Raw genomic sequence first — 20,431 nt, forward strand, 5'->3', positions numbered from 1 at the left:
CCGCCAGGCGTTTCCCGTGTTCTCTCCACGAATAGAGATCTGACACAGTTCAGACTCCATGTGAGGCCACGGCGAATCGCGACAGCGAAACCGTGGCCTCTTTTGTGATCTGAGAACAATTTTTGTTCCACCACAGTCGAGGCCCGGTCCCAAATCAATCCGAGCAGCACATTCGACAGTGGAGGAAGACCCAATGACCGAGTTACTCGAGTCGTACCGCGACAGCAGGTCCGGCGACAACGGTTTCGGGGTCGGCGGACTCGCACTGGATGCATCCAAAACGGAGCTCCCGTGCCAGATGGTGGACAGCGACCTGTGGTTCTCCGAGAACCCCGGTCAACTCGAGCAGGCCAAGGCGCTGTGTAGCGATTGCCCACTGCGGCGCGAATGCCTGGCCGAAGCGCTCGAACGCGCTGAGCCATGGGGCGTCTGGGGCGGTGAGATCTTCGATCAGGGGGTCGTCATCGCACGCAAGCGTCCTCGCGGCCGGCCACGCAAGAACCCGACCGCGGCATGATGTTCCACCGATCCCCAGCGAAAAGCGGGCGGACACAAGAACTTCTGTGTCCGCCCGCTCTTTGTTGTCCGAACCCTACTCGGCCAGGCCCGGGACCCACTTCTCCATGATGGCGCGGTAGGGCGCTTCGGCATCGAGTTGTGCTGCGATACCGACACATCCACCGAGCACCCGGAACACCATCACATACTCCTTGGGGCAATTGAGGTTTCGCGAGGTCCGGTAGACATCTCCACGCGGGTCGGAGGCGGCACCCGCGGCGCGCTGCAGCCATTTCCTGGTGAAGTGGAACGACTCGCTGTAGAGCGGGTCGACGTAGGGACGCAGATACGCCTCGAGGTCGGCCGGGGTGACCTTGTCCTGGTGTGAACGCTGAATGAAGTTGGCCCGCACCATTTCTTCTTTGAGCTCGTCGTACTTCCGGTCCCGGCACAGACGCAGGATCGGACCGGTGGCCGCCGGCAGACCGTTCGGGTAATGGCCGACGGCGCCGAAGTCGAGGATGGCCATCCGGCCGTCCGCGAGGAATTGGAAGTTACCCGGATGCGGATCGCCGTGGACCAAACCGACCCGGGTGGGCGAGCTGACCTCGAACTCGGTCATCTTGGCGGCGGCGTCATTGCGTTCGTCGACCGTGCCGTTCTTGATCACCTTCGACATCGGAATGCCGTCGATCCACTCGGACACAACAACTTTGGGTGCAGATGCGACGATGCGCGGAACCACGAAGTTCGGGTCGCCGGCGAATGCCTTGGCAAAGGCGCGCTGGTTGTTCGCCTCGAGGGTGTAGTTCAGTTCGTCCTCGGTGCGCTCGATCAGCTCGTCCATCATCGACTTCACGTCGGTGCCGGGGGACAGGCGCTTGAGCAGGCCGGTCATCCGGGACAGCGTTTTCAGGTCGGCTTTGAGCGCGTGATCGGCGCCCGGGTACTGGACCTTGACGGCCACTTCGCGTCCGTCATGCCAGACCGCCTTGTGTACCTGGCCGATCGACGCCGAAGCCGCCGGCTCGTCGGAGAACTCCTTGAACCGTTCACGCCACTTGGTACCGAGCTGATTGTCGAGCACCGCGTGCACCTTGGCGGTCGGCAACGGCGGTGCCTCGGCCTGCAGCTTGGTCAGCGCATCCCGGAAGGGCTCGCCGAACTCCTCGGGAATGGCGGCCTCCATGATGGAGAGCGCCTGCCCGACCTTCATCGCCCCGCCCTTGAGCTCACCGAGAACCGCGAACAGCTGCTGCGCTGCCTTCTCCATCATGTCCGCGGTGATCTCGTCCTTGTCCCCACCTGCGAGCCGCTTACCGAAGCCCGATGCGGCCCGCCCCGCCACCCCTAGCGGAAGCGCGGCGAGCTTGGCGTTTCGCCGTGCCCCGCCGCGTGTGATCTCAGCCATTGAGTTTCCCCTTTCCGATGGACCCGAGCTTAGTGGACGACGCCTGGTTCATTGCGGTAGACGACAGCCGCACAACGGATGTGGTGACCAGCCCCGGATGAGCAGCGATGACGGGTCCGCGCGAAACTCGATCGTGGCATCGAGGCTGGTCGGCGCCGCAGGCGTGCCGGTGCGGCGGTCGGGCCGGGTCGCCGCTGCCACGTGCTCGACTTCCGCCTGCACGATCGCGGCCGTTCCGGCAATGGTCGCCGACCCGGCCCAGCCACTGAGCCCCAGCAGCTGGGCACTGACGATCGGCCAGTCCCGGTCCCGGTCCCGGCGGTGATGGTCGGCGCAGTGCAGACAACTCGACAGCCCGGGCAACACCATCGGGCCGATCACACCGGTGCCGTCACGGAGACGGACCATCAGATGCGGAATCCGGTGCCGCATGAGGCTCGACACCAACCAGGGATCGTGCGCCAGGAAGTCGGTGAGGATCACCAGATCCGTGGCCCAGGTGACCATCCGGTCCTCGTGGGTGATCGGATCGACCTCGCCGTCGAACAGTCGTGGCCGCCGGACCGACTGTAGGACCGAGAACTCCGGCCGGGAAAGCGCCGAGGCCGTTGCGTCGGCGAGCGGCCCGGCACCATGGATCCGGATCTGCATCGGTGTGATCGCAGATCTGCCGTGGTGGGCGGTGCCGGCCTCGACCAGCGCGTCGAGCAACTCGCGGACCTCGTCGGTCGTCAGGCCCGCCGCCGCTGCCCGGGCGGCGGTGTCCTGCAGAGGCTGCGGCCCGGTCAGTGACCGCAGCAGTGCGGCGAGCCGATCGGGGACGACATGGGCGGGCGGTTCGATGATCACCGCCCGGTCAGGGTCATGTCCGACCTGGATCCGGCCGCCGGGCCGGAGCAGGATCACTGCTCCGGCACGGAGCATCGGCAAAGGCGCGAGTGTCATGGCAACACCGAACCAGAACCGGTCACGCCCCAGGTGCCCTCAGCCGCCGGTTATCCACAGGTCGTCGTGACTGTGACCAGCGAGAACGCGGCGAGACGGCGTTGGTGCGAGGGATGGCTGATCAGACGGTCGGGGTGTCGCCGCCGGCGGGTCCCTTGCCCTCTTCTTCGCGCTTGCGGGCCTCGTCGGCCAGGGTCTTCTCGAGTTGCGCCATCGGATCGTCGAAAGCGTCGCTGCCGCCACCGATCACCCGGTCGATGAACGCGGCCGGATGATCGAGGTCGTCGGCGTCGGGCATCAGATCGGGATGTGCCCAGACTCCGTCGCGGGCCTCGATGTCGGAGGACTCGGCGAGCTTCCGCCACAGGTCGGCGGCTTCGCGTAGCTTGCGCGGACGCAACTCCAGTCCGATCAGCGTGGCAAAGGTCTCCTCGGCCGGTCCGCCGGTGGCGCGCCGGCGGCGCATGGTCTCGGTCAATGCGGCGACCGACGGGATCCGGTCGGACAGTGCTTGTGTGACAACGGTTTCGACCCAGCCCTCGATCAGTGCGAGGAGCGTCTCGAGGCGGGTGAGCGCATGTTGCTGCTGCGGCGTGGTCTTCGGTTCGAATGCCGCGCCTCCTGACATCAGCTCTTCGAGCTTGCTCGGATCCGACAGCAGAGTGGCCGGATCGATGCCGGCGGCCGCGTCCTGGATACCGGAGAAATCGATGCTGATCCCGCGGGCGTATTCCTCGACAGTTGCGAGTAGTCGCTGACGCAGCCACGGAACGTGGGCGAACAGCCGGATGTGCGCGGCCTCCCGGGCAGCGAGGAAGACGAGGATCTCCTGGCTCGGCTGTTCGAGTCCCTCGCTGAAGGTGCTGATCGCCTCCGGCAGCAGGACCGCAGTTCCGGTGGGCGCCAACGGCAGACCGATGTCGGTGGAGGTGAGCACCTCCTGGGCGAGCTGGCCCAGGCCCTGGCCCAGCTGGGTACCGAAAGCCATGCTGCCCATCTGGCTGACCATGCCCATCATCGGACCGGCGAACTGCCGGGCCTCCTCAGGAAGGTTGGTCGACCAGCTGCCCGCGATCTGCTCGGCCACCGGGTTGCACAGCTGCTTCCACATCGGCAGCGTCTTCTCGAGCCAATCTACCGACGTCCACGCCTCGGTCGTGGTGACACCGGCGGGCAGCGTCGTCACGGTGTCGAGCCACACCTCGGCCAGGCGGACGGAATCGGTGATCGCCGACAGCTCACCCTGGCTGACCGGGGAGTGCTTGCCGATCTGCTGGCGGGCCAGGCTTGTGGCGACCTGGTAGTTGACCGGTTCGCCGGTGCCGCCCGAACCCATGCCTGCGCCCATGCCCGAGAGCATCTGGCCGAGCTGCGAGAGCATCTGGCCGAGCTGGTTGGGATCGAAGTCTCCGGGCTTCTTGCCAGGATCACCATCCCCGTCGTCGCCGGACGAAGCGGAGAAACCAAAGGGCAAGTCATTCATGCCTCCACGGTACCGGCGAATGGGGCAGTACCCCGAACGTCACAGATCCGCTCTGCGCGAAACCCGGGGCGCCGCCGGTCAACGCGCGGTTCGAGTGCATGGCGGGCACCGTGATGCCGACCCTCTACGCTGGGCCTGGTGAAACTGCAGTCCCTCAGAATCGGTCCGGGATACCGGCGGATTGTCACCCTCCTGGTCGCGCTCGCGTTCCTGATCGTGTTCGTGTTGATCGGAACCCTCGTGAAGGTGCCCTTCGTGGCACTCGGCCCGGGACCGACCGTCAACACCCTGGGGTCCGTGGATGGTCGCGAGGTGGTCTCGATCACCGGTGCCGATGTGGACCGGACCAACGGCAACCTCAACCTCACGACGGTGTCGGTGACCGACGGCCTGACCCTTTTCCAGGCGATCGGGCTGTGGGTGTCGGGCGATGACCAACTCGAGCCGCGGGATCGGGTCTATCCGCCCGGGAAATCCAACGATGAGGTCGACCAGGAGAACCGCCAGCAGATGACGGGTTCGGAGAATTCGGCCACCATCGCCGCGCTGGATTATCTCGACCGCCCCGTCGATCTCGAGGTCGCCGCAGTCGACGACGAGGGCCCGTCCACCGGCAAGCTGCAGGACGGCGACGAGATCGTCGCGCTGAACGGCACAGCGGTCGCGACGTCCGTCGCGCTTCGTGAGGCTCTCGCCGAGATCCCGCCGGGAACGCCGGTCACCCTCGACCTCATCCGCGACGGTCAGCCCGTGACCGAGACGGTGACGCTGGGGGCAGATCCCGACGACCAGACCAGAGGGATCCTGGGGATCGCGCTGTCGGAACAGAACGGCGACCCCAACCTGGACATCAACTTCGATGTCGGTGACATCGGGGGACCGTCGGCAGGACTGATGCTGGCGCTGGCCATCATCGACAAGCTCAGTCCCGGTGAGCTCAACGGTGGGGAGTTCATCGCCGGGACCGGAACGATCGACTCATCGGGCGACGTCGGTGAGATCGGCGGCATCCTTCACAAGATGCGCGCGGCCCGGGAGGCCGGCGCCACCGCATTCCTGGTCCCGGCCGGAAACTGCGCCGAGGCCAAGACCGACGCCCCGGATGGATTGACCCTGGTCAAGGTCGACACACTGCCCGACGCGATCAACGCGATGGCCGACATCGAGGCCGGCCGGACGCCGCCGACCTGCTGATCGCCGGTGCGCGGTCGCTCAGTCGTCGAACGGGACGTTCTCGAGCGTCGCGGCCAGTGCGGCCACCAGGTTCGGGGCCAGGTCCGGATGTTGCAGCAGCTCTATCGGACCATCTGATTCCTCGTCGTCGTCCGGTGCCAGTTGCAGCAGGCACAGCGACCGGCCATCACGGAGGACCGCGGCAGCCAGTCGGGCGGTCCGGCTGTCCGGGAGTGCTTCGGCGGCGCTCCGCGCGACGTGGTCGGCGGAATCGGGGTCGGATACCAGCGGCCCGACGGCTTCGTCGAGGTCGTGTTGTGCCTCGGGCGGCAGCACGATGATCTCCTGGACCAGCGCGCAACCTTCCACCTCGGACGGCCAGCTGGTGGTGGCCAGGACGTGTTCGAGCTCGGCCATCCCGCTTTCGGGGGAGACCGGCAGCGGCTCCTGCTCGATGAGCGTCAACTCGGAGGTGTCGTGGTCATCGACCCAGTCGGGCTGGGTGTCGGCGAGCAGCGCGGTGGGCACGAGGGCGAACAGCTGTGGGGGTTGCCCCCACCCGGCGGCGTCGACGAACTCGATCACTTCGCGGATCGCGCTGCCCAGGGCATCGGGGGAGAGTAGGGGTGGCTGCGGGTCGGTCACGTGTCCATAGTCGCATTGCCGACCGGGCTTTTATGCAACGCCCGGGAACCGGTGTCGCCGATCGACCGTTGGCAGTGACAAGCGGCACAGAAGCCCTCGCGAGTTCGCAGTCGAGGTCGGTCTGCTCGGGGATGGGTAGTGTTCTAAGCGAATGCACAGTACTTGCGCGCCGCCCGCCAGCTCCCCGGCTCTCACCACCTGCCGACTGCGGCTTTTCGCAAAGTAAAGTGTTCGTCAAGGACCGGCCGCGGTGCGTCCGGCATGAAACTGGGAGTAGTTCACGTGGGAATCCGGGGTCCGGCATCGATGCCAACGCTGTCGCGACGTAGCAAGGCGCTCATTGGAGTCGCTGTCGCAGTCTTGCTGATCTTGCTGGTGGGCCCGAGGTTCATCTCGATCTACACCGACTGGCTGTGGTTCGACGACATCGGCTATCGGTCGGTCTTCTCCAAGATCATCTGGACGCGGGTGGCCGTGTTCGGGATCAGTGCCGTCATCGCCGGCCTGATCGTCTTCGGAGCGCTCTGGCTCGCGTACCGCAGTCGGCCGGTGTTCGTGCCGACCAGCGGTCCGGGTGATCCGATCGCCCGTTACCGCACGGTCGTGATGAGCCGGATCCGCTGGTTCGCGATCATCCCGTCGGTGCTCGTCGGTCTTCTCGCCGGCCTGGTGGCACAGGGTTCGTGGGCGACGATCCAGGTGTTCCTGCACGGTGAGTCGTTCGGGATCAAGGACCCGGAGTTCGGACTCGACGTCGGCTTCTACGCCTTCGATCTGCCGTTCTACCGCTTTGTGCTGAACTTCCTGTTCGTCGTCGTGGTGATCGCATTCATCGTGAACCTGGTGACCCACTACATCTTCGGTGGGATCCGTCTGGCCGGACGTGGGGGATCGCTGACGAACGCGGCCCGCATCCAGCTCGCGGTCATCGCCGGAACCTTCCTGCTGCTCAAGGCGGTGGCCTACTGGCTCGATCGCTACACCCTGCTCAGCAGCACCCGAAAGCAAGAGATCTTCACCGGCGCCAGCTTCACCGACATCAATGCGGTGTTGCCGTCCAAGCTGATCCTGATGGCCATCGCCATCATCTGTGCGTTGGCCTTCTTCGCCGGCGTGGTGTTGCGGGATCTGCGTATCCCGGCACTGGCGACCGCGATGATGCTGCTCTCGGCGCTGGTCATCGGCGTCGGCTGGCCGGCTGCGATGGAACAGTTCTCGGTCAAGCCGAACGCGGCGGAGAAAGAAGCCGAGTTCATCAGCCGGAACATCACGGCCACCGAGCAGGCATACGGCATCGGTGCGGACAAGATCAATTACCAACAGAATTGGACCGGCCAGCCGGTCAACCAGGCCCAGGTCGATGCGGACGAACCAACCCTGTCCAACATTCGAATCCTTGATCCGAATATCGTCTCGCCGGCATTCACCCAGCTCAAGCGCCAGCAGAACTTTTACGGATTCCCCAGCCAACTGGCCCTGGACCGGTACACCGTCGACGGGCAGCTGCGCGATTTCGTGGTCGCGGCGCGCGAGCTCGATCCCAGCAAGTTCGAGGCCAACCAGCAGAACTGGCTCAACAAGCACACCGTGTACACGCACGGCAACGGATTCATCGCGGCACCGGCAAACACTGTCAATGAAGCCGTCTCGAACGAGAACGACGTCACCAGCGGTGGTGGCGAGCCGGTGTTCTACGTCAGCGACCTGAGCAACTACCAGACCGAGGAATACAAGGAGACCGCTCCGATCAAGGTCGCGCAGCCGCGGATCTACTTCGGTGAGCTGATCGCCAAGGTCAATCCCGACTACGCGATCGTCGGTTCGGACAACGGCCAGTCCCGGGAGTTCGACACGGCTGATTCGACTTACACCTATCAGGGCGCTGCCGGTGTGCCGCTGTCGAATTGGTTCAATCGGATGGCGTATTCGATCAAGTACACCGAGCGCAACATCTTGCTGTCCGGTGCGATCAACAAGAACTCGAAGATCATCTACAACCGTGACCCCCGCGACCGCGTGAAGAAGGCGGCGCCGTGGCTCACCGTCGATTCCAAGACCTATCCCGCGGTGATGGACGACGGATCGGTCAAGTGGATCGTGGACGGCTACACCACCCTCGACGCGTACCCGTACGCCCAGAAGATGTCGCTGGACGATGCGACTTCTGATGCGCAGGAACTGAATCAGGGCCAGACCGGCCGATCCCAGGTCAACAAGCAGGTCTCCTACGTACGCAACTCCGTCAAGGCGACGGTGGACGCGTACTCCGGCGAGGTCAAGCTCTACCAATTCGACGAACAGGATCCGGTCCTCAAGACCTGGATGAAGGTCTTCCCCGACTCGGTCGAGTCGCGGGCGGAGTTCGACAAGAACGTGAGCTTGAGCGAGCACGTGCGGTACCCGGAGGATCTGTTCAAGATCCAGCGGTCGCTGCTGACCAAGTACCACGTGGACAATCCGCAGACCTTCTTCCAGGGTGACGCATTCTGGTCGGTCCCGGCGGATCCCACCGACAGTGCTGCCGTCACGCAGGGCCTCGATCAGCCGCCGTACTACTTCGTCGCCGCCGATCCGGAGTCGAAGGAGCCGTCGTTCCAGTTGACCTCGGTGTTCAACGTGCTCAAGCAGGAGTTCCTGTCGGCCTATCTGACCGTGTCGTCCGATCCCAAGAACTACGGGCAGATGACGATAAAGACGTTGCCGGCGAATACCCAGCGCGAGGGTCCGAAACAGGTGTTCAGCGCGATGGAGACCGACGGCCGCGTTGCCGAGAGTCGAAAGAACCTCGAGAACACCGCGAATGTCACGTTCGGCAACCTGCTGACGTTGCCGGTGGGCGACAACGGGATCCTGAGCGTGGTCCCGATGTACGCACAGGCCAAGAGCACCGCGGGTACCTTCCCGCGATTGTTCCGGGTGATCGTCCGGTACAACAACAAGATCGGGTACGCACCGACGGTCGCCGGTGCCCTGCGGGGTGTCGGGATCGATCCGTCGTCGGTGGCCGATATATCCGAGGCCGACGTCGAACCGACCACGCCTGCACCGGACGGCCAGACGCCGACACCCGAGCAGGCGCAGGCGCAGACGCCGGAGAGCACACAGGGCGCTGTCCCGGCCTCGCCGGAGCGCGACGCGGTCATCGATCGGATGAACACGGCCATCGAGGCGATGGAGCAGGCCATGCGGTCGGGCGATTTCACCGCCTACGGCAAGGCGCAGTCTGATCTGCAGACGGCCATCGCGGAATACGAGGCATTGCCCACGAGTTAGCGTCCGCGCAGCTCAGGGCAGGTGATGCGCGTTACAGGCCGGCGATTTGGAACTGAATGGGTCGGCCTGTAACGTTGTATTCACACCGCGGGGTGGAGCAGCTCGGTAGCTCGCTGGGCTCATAACCCAGAGGTCGCAGGTTCAAATCCTGTCCCCGCTACGAAGGTCAAGAGGCCCTCGAGACAATGTCTCGGGGGCCTCTTGCGTTGTCCGGTGACCAGGTAGCAAATCCCCGGCGTGCGGTCCGGGCGGGTGATGGTTTCTGTCCCGACGATGACTGTCTCCGGCGGCGGCCGGAAGCCGTTTTACGTTGTCAGATAAGGCGATTTGGTTTCAGATGCCCTGCCCTGTAACGTTGTATTCACACCGCGGGGTGGAGCAGCTCGGTAGCTCGCTGGGCTCATAACCCAGAGGTCGCAGGTTCAAATCCTGTCCCCGCTACGAAGGTCAAGAGGCCCTCGAGACAATGTCTCGGGGGCCTTTTGCGTTGCTCTGCCGGTTGTTCTGTTTCGCAGCTGCGGGGTGTCTGCAGAATCCGCATCGGCAAGAGGGGTGCGCGGGGCCGGTCCTGGTGGCATCGTGAGAAGGATGACGAAGGAACTTCCCGACCACACGCCGGAGGGTTCGACCGGCGAATACAGCCTGGACGAGGACGATCAGCTCCAGCCCGGTGACACCCTCGATGACCGCGGCGTCGACGACGTCCTCGATGAGGGCTACTCGCCGCCGGAACGACCGTTGGGTACCGACAAGTTCGGTCTGACCCCCGCGGAGCAGGCCGCAGGGGAGAGCCTCGACCAGTACCTGGCGGAGGAAGAAGCGGATCCCGCTGCGCAGGCGTATCAGCCAGAGCCACCGAAAGACGATTGGCGCAGCGACGATTCCGACTACGATCCCGAGTTTCCACTCGATGACGAGGTCGGCAACCGGCGGGCCGGGCGACTGGTCGCGCCCGACGAGGGGACCGCGGTCCACGACGTCCAGGAACGGGTGGCGACCGACGCCGGAATCGACGGCGGCGCGGCCTCGGCCGAAGAAGCCGCCGTGCACGTCATCGACGACGAGGACTGACCTCGGCCGCAACAAGCGTCTGGGGGTGCCCTCGGGTCCGGGGCACCCTGCCACCTCGCGGACGGGCCGATAGGCCGGTGTGGAGCCGGAGAAGGCCGGCAGTCGTGCATCGCGTGGTGGCCACCGCCGGAGCCAGGCGTTCGGCGCCGGCGGCGACCACTGATGGGTCTGGTCAGGCGTAGAGATTCTGCCCGCAGACCGGCCACGCGCCGACACCCTGTGTGGCGAGGACATTCTCGGCCACCCGGATCTGCTCTTCGCGGCTCGCATCGGATGCGACGCCGGCGCCACCATTGGATTCCCAGGTCGACTGGCTGAACTGCAAGCCGCCGTAGTACCCGTTGCCGGTGTTGATCGCCCAGTCGCCGCCACTCTCGCACTGGGCGACTGCGTCCCAGTTGTGAGTCCCCTCTGCGGAGGCATTGGCGGCAAAAGCACCCAGTGGTGCCAGGGTCAGTGCACCGGCCACAGCGGTCCGCACGGCAAGTTTACGAATATCGGTCATTGGTTTCCTCCTCGCACCGCACCGCCCGAATATCGGGCAGCAGGGGGATCGGTGATCTTCCGTTGACGTACCCAGGTCCCTGAGCACGTTGGCGACAGTACGGGCGGATCGCAGAAAGATCACGGCGGAGGTGTTTCAGTGCTAAAAGAACAGTGCTGCTTGTGTTTTCGTTCGACGCAGGTCAGCGGGGAGAAATCCGCTGGAGTTCAAATGCGTGCTTGAACACCGATTGTGGCGGGGAACACAATGGCGGCACCGGTTATGTCGGCTTTGTTCTGCCGTCGAAAACCGTTGGGCCGCAGGGTTGAACTCGCCGGTCTATTGGTGCTGCTGCGGTCAGTAGTAGACCTCGTGCCGGACGATATGTGAAAGCCGGCGGGCCTCGCGTTCACCGACTTTGTCCCAGAGGCTGAACGCAATTGGATTCAGTGGCAGGTCATAGGCGCCGAGGTGGTCGGTGATATCGCCGAAGCTCCGTTTGAACTCGCCGACGCCGTGCAGTGGGTGCGTCCGGTCGCGGGCCTGCGCGAACTTCATCGCGAAGGCTCCGGCGATGACCCCGCCGCCGCTGCTCCCACTGCGTGCAAAGAACAGTTGTCCGTCGCCCAGGGATTCGTATCCCGTCCAGCAGGAGGAGTAGTACTCGAAATCGCGGATCCGATACCGCTTGCCGGCCGTTGCCGTCATGAGGTCGTACAGGACGCGGCAGCCTCATCGAATCGGATTCTGGGCTCGACCTTGGCCTGACGTGCACTCGGATCGACACTGAGGAATCTCCTGGCCGGGACAACGCAGAGAGTCCCGTCGGCAACCCCTCGATGCCGCGGGACTCTCTGCGATGGCGGTGCCCAATCGCCGCAATGCCTACTTGAGTTCGGCGCTGCTCTTGCCGAGAACCCGTCGGGCGATGATCAGGTTCTGGATCTGCTGTGTGCCTTCGAAGATGTCGAGGATCTTCGAGTCACGGGCCCACTTCTCGAGCAGGAGACGCTCTGAATAGCCCAGCGTGCCGGCGAGCTCCACGGTCTTGGTCGTCACGTCGGTCACGGTGCGACCTGCCTTCGCCTTCGACATCGAAGCCTCTTTCGAGTTCGGCTCCTTGTTGTCGGCCATCCATGCCGCCCGCAGCGAATGCAGGTATGCCGCTTCGTAATCCGATTCCATGCGGATGAACTCGGCCGCCGCGGCATGTTGGTTGTTGACCGGTTTGTCGTAGTCGATCTCGACGCCGGCTTCCTCGAGCAGTCTGCGTAGCTCTTCCAGTGCAGCGCGCGTGACACCGACAGCCATCGCGGCGACCAGCGGGCGGGTGTTGTCGAAGGTCTGCATGACCCCGCCGAAACCCTTCTTGACGTCGACGTCCGGGGAGCCGAGCAGGTTTTCGGCCGGGACCCGGACATTTTCGAAGCGCAGGACGGCGGTATCGGAGACCTTGATTCCGAGCTTGTGCTCGAGGCGTACGACCGTGAGGCCTTCGCTGTCGCGGGGCACCACGAAACTCTTGATCGCCGCGCGGCCCAGGCTCTTGTCGACCGTTGCCCAGACCACGATGTGGCTCGCGCGCGAACCGGCGGTGACGAAGATCTTCTCGCCGTTGATGAGGTAGTCGTCGCCGTCGCGGGTGGCCGTGGTCGACACGGCGGCCGAATCGGATCCGAAGCTCGGTTCGGTGATGGCCATCGCGGCCCACACCTTGCCGAACTTGGCGATCTGCTCATCGGTTGCGACCGCGGCGATGGCGGCGTTGCCCAGGCCCTGGTACGGAATGGTCAACATCATTCCGGCGTCGCCCCAACAGGTTTCGAGTGCGTTGAGCACCGACTGCATGTTGCCGCCGTTGACCACCGCGCCGGCGGGGAGTTCTTTCTTGTTCTTCTGCTGGCTGCGGCCACCATCGGCCCCGGCGCCGGCAGCACCGGCCTCGGTCAGCCCGTCGTACAGGCTCGCCAGGGTGTCGAGCTCGACCGGGTAGTCGTGCTCACGCAGGTCGTACTTGCGGGAGATGGGCCGGAAGATCTGGGCAGCGGCCTGGTGGGCCTGGTCGACCGTCGCGTTCAGCTTCCGGGGAAGCTCGAGATTGATAGCCATATCTGTTGTCTTTCAGATAGAGAGTGACGTCAGGGCGAATGGGGGAGCCGTGGGCGGGTGTCCGCTAGAGGACAACGATGCCCTCGCCGATGGCGGCGCCGCGCAGGTCGCGGAACCAGCGCTCCACCGGATGCTCCTTGGTGAATCCGTGTCCGCCGAGCAGTTGGACACCGTCCGAGCCGATCTGCATGCCCTTGTCGGCGGTGAGCTTGCGGGCCAGGGCGGCCTCGCGGGCGAACGACAGCCCCTGCTCGGCGCGGGCGGCACCGCGGAGGGTGACCAGACGAATCGAGTCGAGCTCGGTTGCCATGTTGGCCACCATGAATGCCACCGCCTGGCGATTGGAGATCGGTTCGCCGAAGGCTTCGCGTTCGTTGACGTAGGGGATGACGTAGTCGAGGACTGCGTGGGCGGTACCCACGGCCAGTGACGACCAGCCCAGGCGCGAGAGCCGGACGACGTCGCGGTAGGCCGCGGCTGCGGCCTCACCCTCTTCTTCGCCGAGCAGCGCCCCGGTGGGTACGACGACATCGGTCAGCAGCAGTCGGCCCATTCCGGCTGCGCGAACACCCATCCCCGGATCGGCTTCTACGACAAGGCCCTTGGTGCCGGACTCGACGATGAACAGTGCGGGACGACCGTCGAGCTGCGCACCGATGATGAACAACTCCGACGAAGCCGCGGCCGGGACGAACGACTTGACGCCGCTGAGCCGGTATCCGCTCGGGACGCGAGTTGCCTTGGTCTGCAATGACATTGCGTCGAACAAAGGCCTCGGCTCGGCGACGACAACTGCTGACTGTGGCACGTTCTCACTGGCGAAGGCGGGCAGGTAGGTCTTCTGCTGCGCGTCGCTGCCGAACTGGGTCAGGGTGGTGGCCACGCCGCTCGGGGCGAGCAGAGGCAGGGCCAGGCCCATGTCGCCGTATGCCATCGCCTCGGCGACCAGGGAATTGGTGGCCACGCCGCGCTCGCCGGCGGCCCCGTCGAACTCCTCGGGGACGTTCACCATGGTGATGCCCAATTCCGCGCTGCGGGTGAGGATCTCAGGTGGCGTGGCAGCGGCGGCATCGGCGTCGTAGGCGGCCGGGCGCAGGATCTCGACCGCGAACTCCTTGACGGTGTCCGCGATCATCTTCTGCTCGTCGTCCGGATAGAGGTTGAAGTAATCCTTGGGGGCGGTGGTCAGCCGCTTGGCCTTGCCGCCACCCTGTGCTGCGGCGAACGCGCGGTTGGCGGCGCCGATCGTCTTGAATCCGGTCTTGGTGCCCTCGTATGCAATCCGGTTGAGTGGTTCGCGAATCTTGTACTTGTCGGCGAACTCGGAACCCGTCACCGTGGTCAGCACCCGCATTGCGGTACCGATCGCGGAGCGTCGACGGGGGTTCTTGCCAACAGCGGACGTGTCGCGGGGCTCGGTATGAGTACTCATTCTCACCAGCTTGTCTCGTGCGTGTACGGGCTGACTGCCGTCCGGACGGTGCCCGGACAGGGGCTGATCTTACTCAGCAGTAAGAACGACCTTACTCCGGAGTAAGGTGCTTTGTCACGCAGGCGGGAAGGGTACCGCGGCGGTGGAGTCTCGTGGACAAATAATGGGTCGGCGATAATCTCCATCGACGCTGGTCAGGCTAGTGATCCGTCGGCGTCATTCAATCAATGACATTTTTGGTCGCCGGGTGTCCAAGACCACCTTTGTGGCTTATCGTTCCTCCCATGACGCAACCTCCTCCCGGCTTCCCGCCGCCGCCGCCCCAGCCGATGGGCGGCCCCCAGAACGACACCTTCATCGTCTCGCTGTTCGGTCAGGAACAGGGCCCGATGGGCTACCAGGATCTGGCCGGGTTGGTCCGATCCGGTCAGGTCAAGCCCGAGACGCAGATTCGTACCCAGACCAGTAGCTGGTTCCCGGTTTCCCAGGTCCCCGGTCTGTTCTCCTCGAAGGAGTGGCTGACCGCCCTGTTGATCTCCGTGTTCGTCGGTGGCTTCGGTATCGACCGCTTTTACCTCGGATACACCGGCCTGGGTATCGCCAAGCTCCTCACCTGTGGTGGGCTGGGCATATGGACGCTCATCGACATCGTGCTCATCGCGATGCGCAAGGTCCCCGACTCGGACGGCCTGCCGCTGAAGTGACGGCCCTGCCGACGTTGCCGCACCGGCGACGACCCGAACGAACTGTTCGGGTCGCGGCCGGTGTCGGTGCCGCGGCGATCGTCACGGCGTTCGCCGTCACGCCGGCGATGAGTACCTCCGGTCCCACGATGTGTCCGATGCGTCTGGTGACCGGTCTTCCCTGTCCCGGTTGTGGTTTGACCCGCAGTTGGACCGCTGCGGCCCACGGGCATTTTGCCGACGCCTTCTCGTACAACCTCTTCGGTCCGATCAGCCTGCTTGCCGTCGCCGCGTTCGTGATCGCGGTGGCCGTGTTGCAGGTGCGCAAGCGGCCGATGACGCCGGTTGTCCGCGTTCTGCGGGATCCCCTCGTCATCGCTGTCGTGGCGCTGTGGGTGCTCTATGGGATCGCCCGCGTGATCGATCAACTCGCCGGTACCGGGATCTTCCCCGACATCGCATAACCCCCCTCGTCCACCTGAATACGCACTGTCCAGGCGCAATTACGCTTGGACAGTGCAAATTTGGGTGGAGCAGCGGCGGCTTGGCCTAGGTGAGAGTCAGTGCGTCCTGATCGGGGAGGACGATGAATTCGGTTGCCGGATCACTCATCTCGGACAGGCGGGCATAGTGCATGTTCAGCCCTGAGTTGTTGAGCAGACCCTGATGGATCGGGAAACTCAGGCGTGGGCTCACCGCGCGGAGGTAATCGATGGCCTCGCTGATCTTCATCCACGGCGCCATCGTCGGCATCGCGAGCACGTCGACCGTCTCGTCCGGGACGAACAATGAATCGCCCGGATGCATGAGTTGCGCCGGATTCTTGTTGTCGCCCAGCAGATATGCCACGTTGTCGATGGTGGGGATGTCCGGGTGGATCACCGCGTGGGTGCCGCCGGCGATGCGTGCGGTGAGCGCGCCGATGGCGAACTGCTGACCCGGGTGGGCGGCGGTCCAGGTGCCGGCGACGTCGTCGCCGTTGAGTTGTGCGGTCGTCTGTGGGTCGGCGTACAGCACCGCATCGGGATTGCCGGCCACCAGATCCGGCAATGCCGCCACATCGACGTGGTCGGGATGCTGATGGGTGATCAAGATGGCGTCGAGGCCGGTGACACCGGTGAATCCGTGCGAGAAGTTGCCCGGATCGAACAGCACCTTGGTTCCGTCGAGTTCGACGAGGATGCAGGAATGCCCAAAATGTGTGATCTGCATGAGATCAAGTATGCGCCCGGGCAGGCCTCACTTCGAAGTCAGTGCTGCCAGAACCGGCTCGTGCAGGAGCCCGTTGGAGGCCACCGCGCTGCCCTGATGTGGCCCGGTGATTCCGTCGAGACCGGTGAACGCGCCGCCGGCCTCCCGCACCAGGATGTCGAGCGCGGCCAGATCCCACAGCGACACCTCGGGTTCGGCGGCGACGTCCACGGCGCCCTCGGCAACGAGACAGTAGTTGTAGAAGTCGCCGTAACCCCGGACCCGCCAGACGGCGTCGGTCAGGTCGATGAACTGATCGCGGATGCCGCGGTCGCGCCAGCCCGACAGGCTCGAGAAGGCCAGGCTCGCCGAGGCGACGTCGGACACCCGGGACACCTGGATAGGCCGAACCGAGCCGTCGGGGGACTGGGCGAAGGCCCCGTCCCCGGCGCTGGCCCACCATCGACGGCCCAGCGCGGGTGCGCTGACGACACCGACCTGGGGAACGCCGTCGGTGAGCAGCGAGATCAGGGTCGCCCATACCGGGACGCCGCGGACGAAGTTCTTGGTGCCGTCGATCGGATCGATCACCCATTGGCGTCCGGTCAGCGCCACGTCGCCACCGAACTCCTCGCCGAGGACCGCGTCGTCGGGCCGAATCTGCTGGAGCTCGTTTCGTACGCCCGTCTCGACCGCCAGATCGGCGTCGGATACCGGCGTGAGATCGGGCTTGGAATCAACGTGCAGGTCGATGGCGCCGAACCGGTCCATGGTGATGATGTCCGCGAGTTCGGCCAGCGACAACGCGAGCTCCAGATCGCTCGAAGCGTTCGGCAGGCCACTTGAGTCGGTCACGGTTTGCCACGCTACCCGGCACTAACCTGGTAGCCACCGACCCCACCACTTGAGGAGCCGACCGGCCATGTTCGAGATCATCATCATCCTCATGTTTGCGGCGATGCTCGGCGCCGTCCTCGTCCAGTGGCGGCGCTCGCGGCCGGGACAACCTGCCGCCGGTGCGGCGGGGGACCGCCGTTTCGTCGACCGCGTACCCGGCACGTTGACGGTGACGGGGGTTTCCGACAAGCCCGTCGAAGGGGACAGGAACAACCAGGTCTTCTGCACGGTCTCCGGCACCATCACCGGTCCGGACACGGCTCCGACCGAGGTCTACGGCCGTTTCGTGGTCACCATGGCGATGAGCTGGCCGTCGGTCGGGGACGAGATCCCGGTGACCTACAAACCCGGCAAGGCCGAGACGACGTGGGAGATCGCCGGGCCGATCGGGGACGAACCGGGCGGCGCCGGTCCCAACTTGCGCAAAGATTAGAAGTGCGCAGATAGGACTCTGTCCCCGCGACCGGTAACCTGAGTGACCGTGCATCCAGACGTTTCAGCAGACCTCGACGCCCTCGATTCGACCCTGACCACAGTGGAGAAGGTTCTCGACCTCGAGGAGCTCCGCCGACGGATCGACGAACTCGAGCATCAGGCCGCCGATCCGGAGCTGTGGAACAACCAGGAGCACGCCCAGAAGGTGACCAGCGAGCTCTCGCATGCGCAGACCGAACTGCGCCGGGTCTCCGAGCTGCGCCAGCGTGTCGAGGACATGCCGCTGCTCTACGAACTCGCCGAATCCGAAGAGGGTGACTCCCGGGCCGAGGCGCTCGCCGACGCCGACGCAGAGCGTGCCTCCCTGCGCACCGACATCGAGGCGATGGAGGTCAAGACCATGCTCGCCGGTGAGTACGACCACCGTGACGCACTGGTCAACATCCGTTCCGGCGCCGGGGGCGTGGACGCCGCCGACTGGGCGGAGATGCTGATGCGCATGTACATCCGCTGGGCCGAGAAACACGATCACAAGGTCGAGGTCTACGACACCTCCTACGCCGAAGAGGCCGGCCTCAAGTCCGCGACGTTCGCCGTGAAGGGGCCGTACATGTACGGCACGCTCTCCATCGAAATGGGCACCCACCGGCTCGTGCGCATCAGCCCATTCGACAACCAGGGTCGCCGGCAAACGTCCTTCGCAGAGGTCGAGGTGCTCCCTGTGGTCGAAACCACAGACCACATCGACATCCCGGAAACCGAACTGCGCGTTGATGTTTACCGATCGTCGGGCCCGGGTGGACAGTCTGTGAACACCACCGACTCCGCTGTGCGGCTCACACACATCCCGACCGGTATCGTGGTGACTTGTCAGAACGAGAAGAGCCAATTGCAGAACAAGGCAGCCGCCCTGCGGGTGCTGCAGGCAAAGCTTCTCGAACGTAAACGCAAAGAAGAGCGCGCCGAAATGGACGCTCTCAAGGGCGACGGCGGGTCCAGCTGGGGCAACCAGATGCGGTCATATGTGCTGCATCCGTACCAGATGGTCAAAGACCTGCGGACCGAATACGAGGTCAACAATCCGACCGCGGTGCTCGATGGTGACATCGACGGATTCATCGAGTCGGGCATCCGGTGGAGGATGGCTCAGAGCGCCTGATCGGCTGAGGCCGGCCGGGCGCATACGTGAGCGGCCCGCAGTCACGCACGACGCGAAGGAGCAATTGAGTGGTGCATGACGTCAGCGCATTGACGACGACGGCCGCAAGTGGCGGTGTGGCCGGATCCGACCGGCTCATCGAATGGTTGTCGCTGCAGGGCCTGTCGATCCTGCTGTGGGTGGTCGGCGCGTTGTTGGCGACCCGGTTCATCCAGTGGATGGTCAACAAGATCACCACCCGGATCGACGCCGCTTTCACCGAATCCGACGCCCTGGTGCGATCGGAGGCCATCAAACATCGTCATTCGGTCGCGCAGGTGCTGGCATGGGGAGCCATCGCGGTCGTCTACATCATCGCCGGTTTCAGCATCGTCCGTGAGCTCGGCGTACCCATCACCGGGTTCGTGGCGCCGGCGACAGTGCTCGGTGCGGCCCTGGGTTTCGGTGCACAGCGCATCGTGCAGGACCTGCTCTCGGGTTTCTTCATCATCACCGAGAAGCAGTACGGCTTCGGCGACGTCGTCAGTCTGGCGATCGTGGGTTCGGCCGAACCGGCAGAGGGCACCGTCGAGGACGTCACCTTGCGGATCACCAAATTGCGCTCCGCCGACGGCGAGATGATCACCATCCCGAATGGGCAGATCGTGAAGGCCATCAACCTGTCGAAGGACTGGGCGCGGTCGGTGGTCGACATCCCGTTGCCGATCGGGGTGGACATGGGCCGGGTCAACGACCTGATCGCCCAGATCGGTCATCAGGCGTTCAACGACACCCGCATGCGCAAGCTGCTGCTCGACGAACCGACCGCGATGGGCGTCATCGACATCGAGGTCGACACCATGACCGTGCGGATCGTGGCGCGAACCCTGCCCGGCCGCCAGTTCGAGGTCAGCCGTGATCTGCGATCGCGACTCGTCCGCGCATTCGGCCGGGCCGGGATCGCGCTGGCCCCCGGGTCCGCCATCGAAACCGATGCGGTTGATCCCGCCGTTGCGGAGGAGGCACGTCGATGAGCGACCACACGCCGACGAACCCGACCCCGACCAACCCGACCCCCGCCCACTCGGCCCCGCCGAGGAAATCGCTGTGGGATCGGATCCCGCGGCGGTTGTTCCGCGGGAAGGTCCGGACCACCACGGTCGTCTTGGTGGTGCTGTTCCTCGGGGCCCTGGCCCTGTACGGCCAGCGGTCCGAGCACTACGAAAAGATTGACGAGCAGAACCGGCAGGCCCAGTCCGAGCAGGTGCAGCAGCGCAGAACCCCCACTCCGGTCCCCGAGACGTCCACGCCGGAGCCGGAGTACAGCGAGACCCCGGAGACCACCTGGACGCCGTCGACCACCACGACGATCCCCGAGACCGACCAGCCCGTCGAGACGACGGAGCAGGAGCGAAACGGAAACGCGCCGCAGACCGGGACGATACCGCCGCCGACATCGACCTCTCAGTCGACGCGGGGATTGCTGCCCGGACTGGAACTGCCGACTATGAGCATCGCTCCGTGAATCGCGTCACCGGGAACTGCGCCCGGCCCGCCCGGGCC

Annotated in this window: 20 protein-coding genes and 2 tRNA genes; 12 read left to right on the forward strand and 10 right to left on the reverse strand. The window is 65.0% G+C overall.

Features of this window, described 5'->3' with window-relative positions; all coding sequences use genetic code 11:
- Nucleotides 1-193 precede the first annotated feature (193 nt).
- Entirely contained in the window at nt 194-517 is a 324-nt protein-coding gene (locus AC51GT_RS00400) for a WhiB family transcriptional regulator (RefSeq protein ID WP_496327509.1), read from the forward strand.
- 75 nt (nt 518-592) lie between these two features.
- Here AC51GT_RS00400 and AC51GT_RS00405 read toward each other — a convergent pair whose 3' ends face one another.
- The 3 genes from AC51GT_RS00405 to AC51GT_RS00415 form a co-directional block, all read right to left on the reverse strand.
- Nucleotides 593-1,909: an ABC1 kinase family protein gene (locus tag AC51GT_RS00405; RefSeq protein WP_496323419.1), complete on the reverse strand. Its 1,317-nt coding sequence runs from the start codon at nt 1,907-1,909 to the stop codon at nt 593-595.
- A 48-nt stretch (nt 1,910-1,957) separates the two neighbouring features.
- Complete coding sequence (locus tag AC51GT_RS00410) at nt 1,958-2,854, reverse strand: hypothetical protein (protein WP_496323420.1); 897 nt, start codon at nt 2,852-2,854, stop codon at nt 1,958-1,960.
- 121 nt (nt 2,855-2,975) lie between these two features.
- Nucleotides 2,976-4,337 (reverse strand): zinc-dependent metalloprotease, encoded by a 1,362-nt coding sequence (locus AC51GT_RS00415; RefSeq protein ID WP_496327510.1) that lies wholly within the window; start codon nt 4,335-4,337, stop codon nt 2,976-2,978.
- A gap of 138 nt (nt 4,338-4,475) precedes the next feature.
- On the opposite strand from AC51GT_RS00415, the gene AC51GT_RS00420 reads away from it, so the two are divergent.
- Entirely contained in the window at nt 4,476-5,531 is a 1,056-nt protein-coding gene (locus tag AC51GT_RS00420; protein ID WP_496327511.1) for a YlbL family protein, read from the forward strand.
- 18 nt (nt 5,532-5,549) lie between these two features.
- Here the strand turns inward: AC51GT_RS00420 and AC51GT_RS00425 are convergent, their stop codons facing one another.
- Nucleotides 5,550-6,155: a PPA1309 family protein gene (locus AC51GT_RS00425; RefSeq protein ID WP_496323423.1), complete on the reverse strand. Its 606-nt coding sequence runs from the start codon at nt 6,153-6,155 to the stop codon at nt 5,550-5,552.
- Between the two features lie 261 nt (nt 6,156-6,416).
- Between AC51GT_RS00425 and AC51GT_RS00430 the strand changes: the two genes are divergently transcribed.
- The 4 genes from AC51GT_RS00430 to AC51GT_RS00445 all read left to right on the forward strand — a co-directional run bounded on the left by AC51GT_RS00430 (nt 6,417) and on the right by AC51GT_RS00445 (nt 10,499).
- A complete protein-coding gene (locus AC51GT_RS00430) occupies nt 6,417-9,428 on the forward strand; it encodes a UPF0182 family protein (protein WP_496327512.1) in 3,012 nt (1,003 codons plus the stop codon).
- A gap of 86 nt (nt 9,429-9,514) precedes the next feature.
- Nucleotides 9,515-9,588 (forward strand) — tRNA-Met (locus AC51GT_RS00435).
- A 207-nt stretch (nt 9,589-9,795) separates the two neighbouring features.
- Nucleotides 9,796-9,869 (forward strand) — tRNA-Met (locus tag AC51GT_RS00440).
- 147 nt (nt 9,870-10,016) lie between these two features.
- Nucleotides 10,017-10,499: a DUF5709 domain-containing protein gene (locus tag AC51GT_RS00445; RefSeq protein ID WP_496327513.1), complete on the forward strand. Its 483-nt coding sequence runs from the start codon at nt 10,017-10,019 to the stop codon at nt 10,497-10,499.
- Nucleotides 10,500-10,671: 172 nt separating this feature from the next.
- On the opposite strand, the gene AC51GT_RS00450 is transcribed toward AC51GT_RS00445, so the two are convergent.
- The 4 genes from AC51GT_RS00450 to AC51GT_RS00465 all read right to left on the reverse strand — a co-directional run bounded on the left by AC51GT_RS00450 (nt 10,672) and on the right by AC51GT_RS00465 (nt 14,524).
- Nucleotides 10,672-11,004, reverse strand: coding sequence for a transglycosylase family protein (locus AC51GT_RS00450; RefSeq protein WP_496327514.1), 333 nt, complete (start codon nt 11,002-11,004; stop codon nt 10,672-10,674).
- A 336-nt stretch (nt 11,005-11,340) separates the two neighbouring features.
- Nucleotides 11,341-11,691, reverse strand: coding sequence for a hypothetical protein (locus tag AC51GT_RS00455; RefSeq protein WP_496327515.1), 351 nt, complete (start codon nt 11,689-11,691; stop codon nt 11,341-11,343).
- Between the two features lie 177 nt (nt 11,692-11,868).
- Nucleotides 11,869-13,092 (reverse strand): acyl-CoA dehydrogenase family protein, encoded by a 1,224-nt coding sequence (locus AC51GT_RS00460; RefSeq protein WP_496323428.1) that lies wholly within the window; start codon nt 13,090-13,092, stop codon nt 11,869-11,871.
- A gap of 64 nt (nt 13,093-13,156) precedes the next feature.
- On the reverse strand, nt 13,157-14,524 hold the full coding sequence (locus AC51GT_RS00465; RefSeq protein ID WP_496327516.1) for an acyl-CoA dehydrogenase family protein: 1,368 nt from the start codon (nt 14,522-14,524) through the stop codon (nt 13,157-13,159).
- A 284-nt stretch (nt 14,525-14,808) separates the two neighbouring features.
- On the opposite strand from AC51GT_RS00465, the gene AC51GT_RS00470 reads away from it, so the two are divergent.
- Both AC51GT_RS00470 and AC51GT_RS00475 read left to right on the forward strand, forming a co-directional pair.
- Entirely contained in the window at nt 14,809-15,228 is a 420-nt protein-coding gene (locus tag AC51GT_RS00470; protein ID WP_496323430.1) for an NINE protein, read from the forward strand.
- Nucleotides 15,225-15,671: a DUF2752 domain-containing protein gene (locus AC51GT_RS00475; protein WP_496327517.1), complete on the forward strand. Its 447-nt coding sequence runs from the start codon at nt 15,225-15,227 to the stop codon at nt 15,669-15,671. Before AC51GT_RS00470 ends, AC51GT_RS00475 begins: the two co-directional genes overlap by 4 nt.
- Nucleotides 15,672-15,756: 85 nt before the next feature.
- On the opposite strand, the gene AC51GT_RS00480 is transcribed toward AC51GT_RS00475, so the two are convergent.
- Nucleotides 15,757-16,419 (reverse strand): MBL fold metallo-hydrolase, encoded by a 663-nt coding sequence (locus tag AC51GT_RS00480; RefSeq protein ID WP_496327518.1) that lies wholly within the window; start codon nt 16,417-16,419, stop codon nt 15,757-15,759.
- A gap of 27 nt (nt 16,420-16,446) precedes the next feature.
- Complete coding sequence (gene hisN / locus AC51GT_RS00485; RefSeq protein ID WP_496327519.1) at nt 16,447-17,253, reverse strand: histidinol-phosphatase; 807 nt, start codon at nt 17,251-17,253, stop codon at nt 16,447-16,449.
- A gap of 67 nt (nt 17,254-17,320) precedes the next feature.
- Between hisN and AC51GT_RS00490 the strand changes: the two genes are divergently transcribed.
- The 4 genes from AC51GT_RS00490 (at nt 17,321) to AC51GT_RS00505 (ending at nt 20,393) form a co-directional block, all read left to right on the forward strand.
- A complete protein-coding gene (locus AC51GT_RS00490; RefSeq protein WP_496323434.1) occupies nt 17,321-17,728 on the forward strand; it encodes a hypothetical protein in 408 nt (135 codons plus the stop codon).
- A 48-nt stretch (nt 17,729-17,776) separates the two neighbouring features.
- On the forward strand, nt 17,777-18,889 hold the full coding sequence (gene prfB, locus AC51GT_RS00495) for a peptide chain release factor 2 (RefSeq protein ID WP_496327520.1): 1,113 nt from the start codon (nt 17,777-17,779) through the stop codon (nt 18,887-18,889).
- A gap of 68 nt (nt 18,890-18,957) precedes the next feature.
- Nucleotides 18,958-19,902 carry a mechanosensitive ion channel family protein gene (locus AC51GT_RS00500; protein WP_496327521.1) on the forward strand — a complete coding sequence of 315 codons (945 nt, stop codon included), beginning with the start codon at nt 18,958-18,960 and terminating at the stop codon, nt 19,900-19,902.
- Nucleotides 19,899-20,393, forward strand: coding sequence for an Rv3103c transmembrane domain-containing protein (locus tag AC51GT_RS00505; protein WP_496327522.1), 495 nt, complete (start codon nt 19,899-19,901; stop codon nt 20,391-20,393). Before AC51GT_RS00500 ends, AC51GT_RS00505 begins: the two co-directional genes overlap by 4 nt.
- The last annotated feature ends 38 nt before the right edge of the window (nt 20,394-20,431 follow it).

This window comes from Williamsia sp. z34, from assembly GCF_059553395.1.

Coding starts and splice junctions, on each gene's coding strand:
- AC51GT_RS00400 (WP_496327509.1), top strand. CDS start 194: ATGACCGAGTTACTCGAGTCGTACCGCGACAGCAGGTCCGGCGACAAC.
- AC51GT_RS00405 (WP_496323419.1), bottom strand. CDS start 1,909: ATGGCTGAGATCACACGCGGCGGGGCACGGCGAAACGCCAAGCTCGCC.
- AC51GT_RS00410 (WP_496323420.1), bottom strand. CDS start 2,854: ATGACACTCGCGCCTTTGCCGATGCTCCGTGCCGGAGCAGTGATCCTG.
- AC51GT_RS00415 (WP_496327510.1), bottom strand. CDS start 4,337: ATGAATGACTTGCCCTTTGGTTTCTCCGCTTCGTCCGGCGACGACGGG.
- AC51GT_RS00430 (WP_496327512.1), top strand. CDS start 6,417: ATGAAACTGGGAGTAGTTCACGTGGGAATCCGGGGTCCGGCATCGATG.
- AC51GT_RS00445 (WP_496327513.1), top strand. CDS start 10,017: ATGACGAAGGAACTTCCCGACCACACGCCGGAGGGTTCGACCGGCGAA.
- AC51GT_RS00450 (WP_496327514.1), bottom strand. CDS start 11,004: ATGACCGATATTCGTAAACTTGCCGTGCGGACCGCTGTGGCCGGTGCA.
- AC51GT_RS00455 (WP_496327515.1), bottom strand. CDS start 11,691: ATGACGGCAACGGCCGGCAAGCGGTATCGGATCCGCGATTTCGAGTAC.
- AC51GT_RS00460 (WP_496323428.1), bottom strand. CDS start 13,092: ATGGCTATCAATCTCGAGCTTCCCCGGAAGCTGAACGCGACGGTCGAC.
- AC51GT_RS00465 (WP_496327516.1), bottom strand. CDS start 14,524: ATGAGTACTCATACCGAGCCCCGCGACACGTCCGCTGTTGGCAAGAAC.
- AC51GT_RS00470 (WP_496323430.1), top strand. CDS start 14,809: ATGACGCAACCTCCTCCCGGCTTCCCGCCGCCGCCGCCCCAGCCGATG.
- AC51GT_RS00480 (WP_496327518.1), bottom strand. CDS start 16,419: ATGCAGATCACACATTTTGGGCATTCCTGCATCCTCGTCGAACTCGAC.
- AC51GT_RS00490 (WP_496323434.1), top strand. CDS start 17,321: ATGTTCGAGATCATCATCATCCTCATGTTTGCGGCGATGCTCGGCGCC.
- AC51GT_RS00505 (WP_496327522.1), top strand. CDS start 19,899: ATGAGCGACCACACGCCGACGAACCCGACCCCGACCAACCCGACCCCC.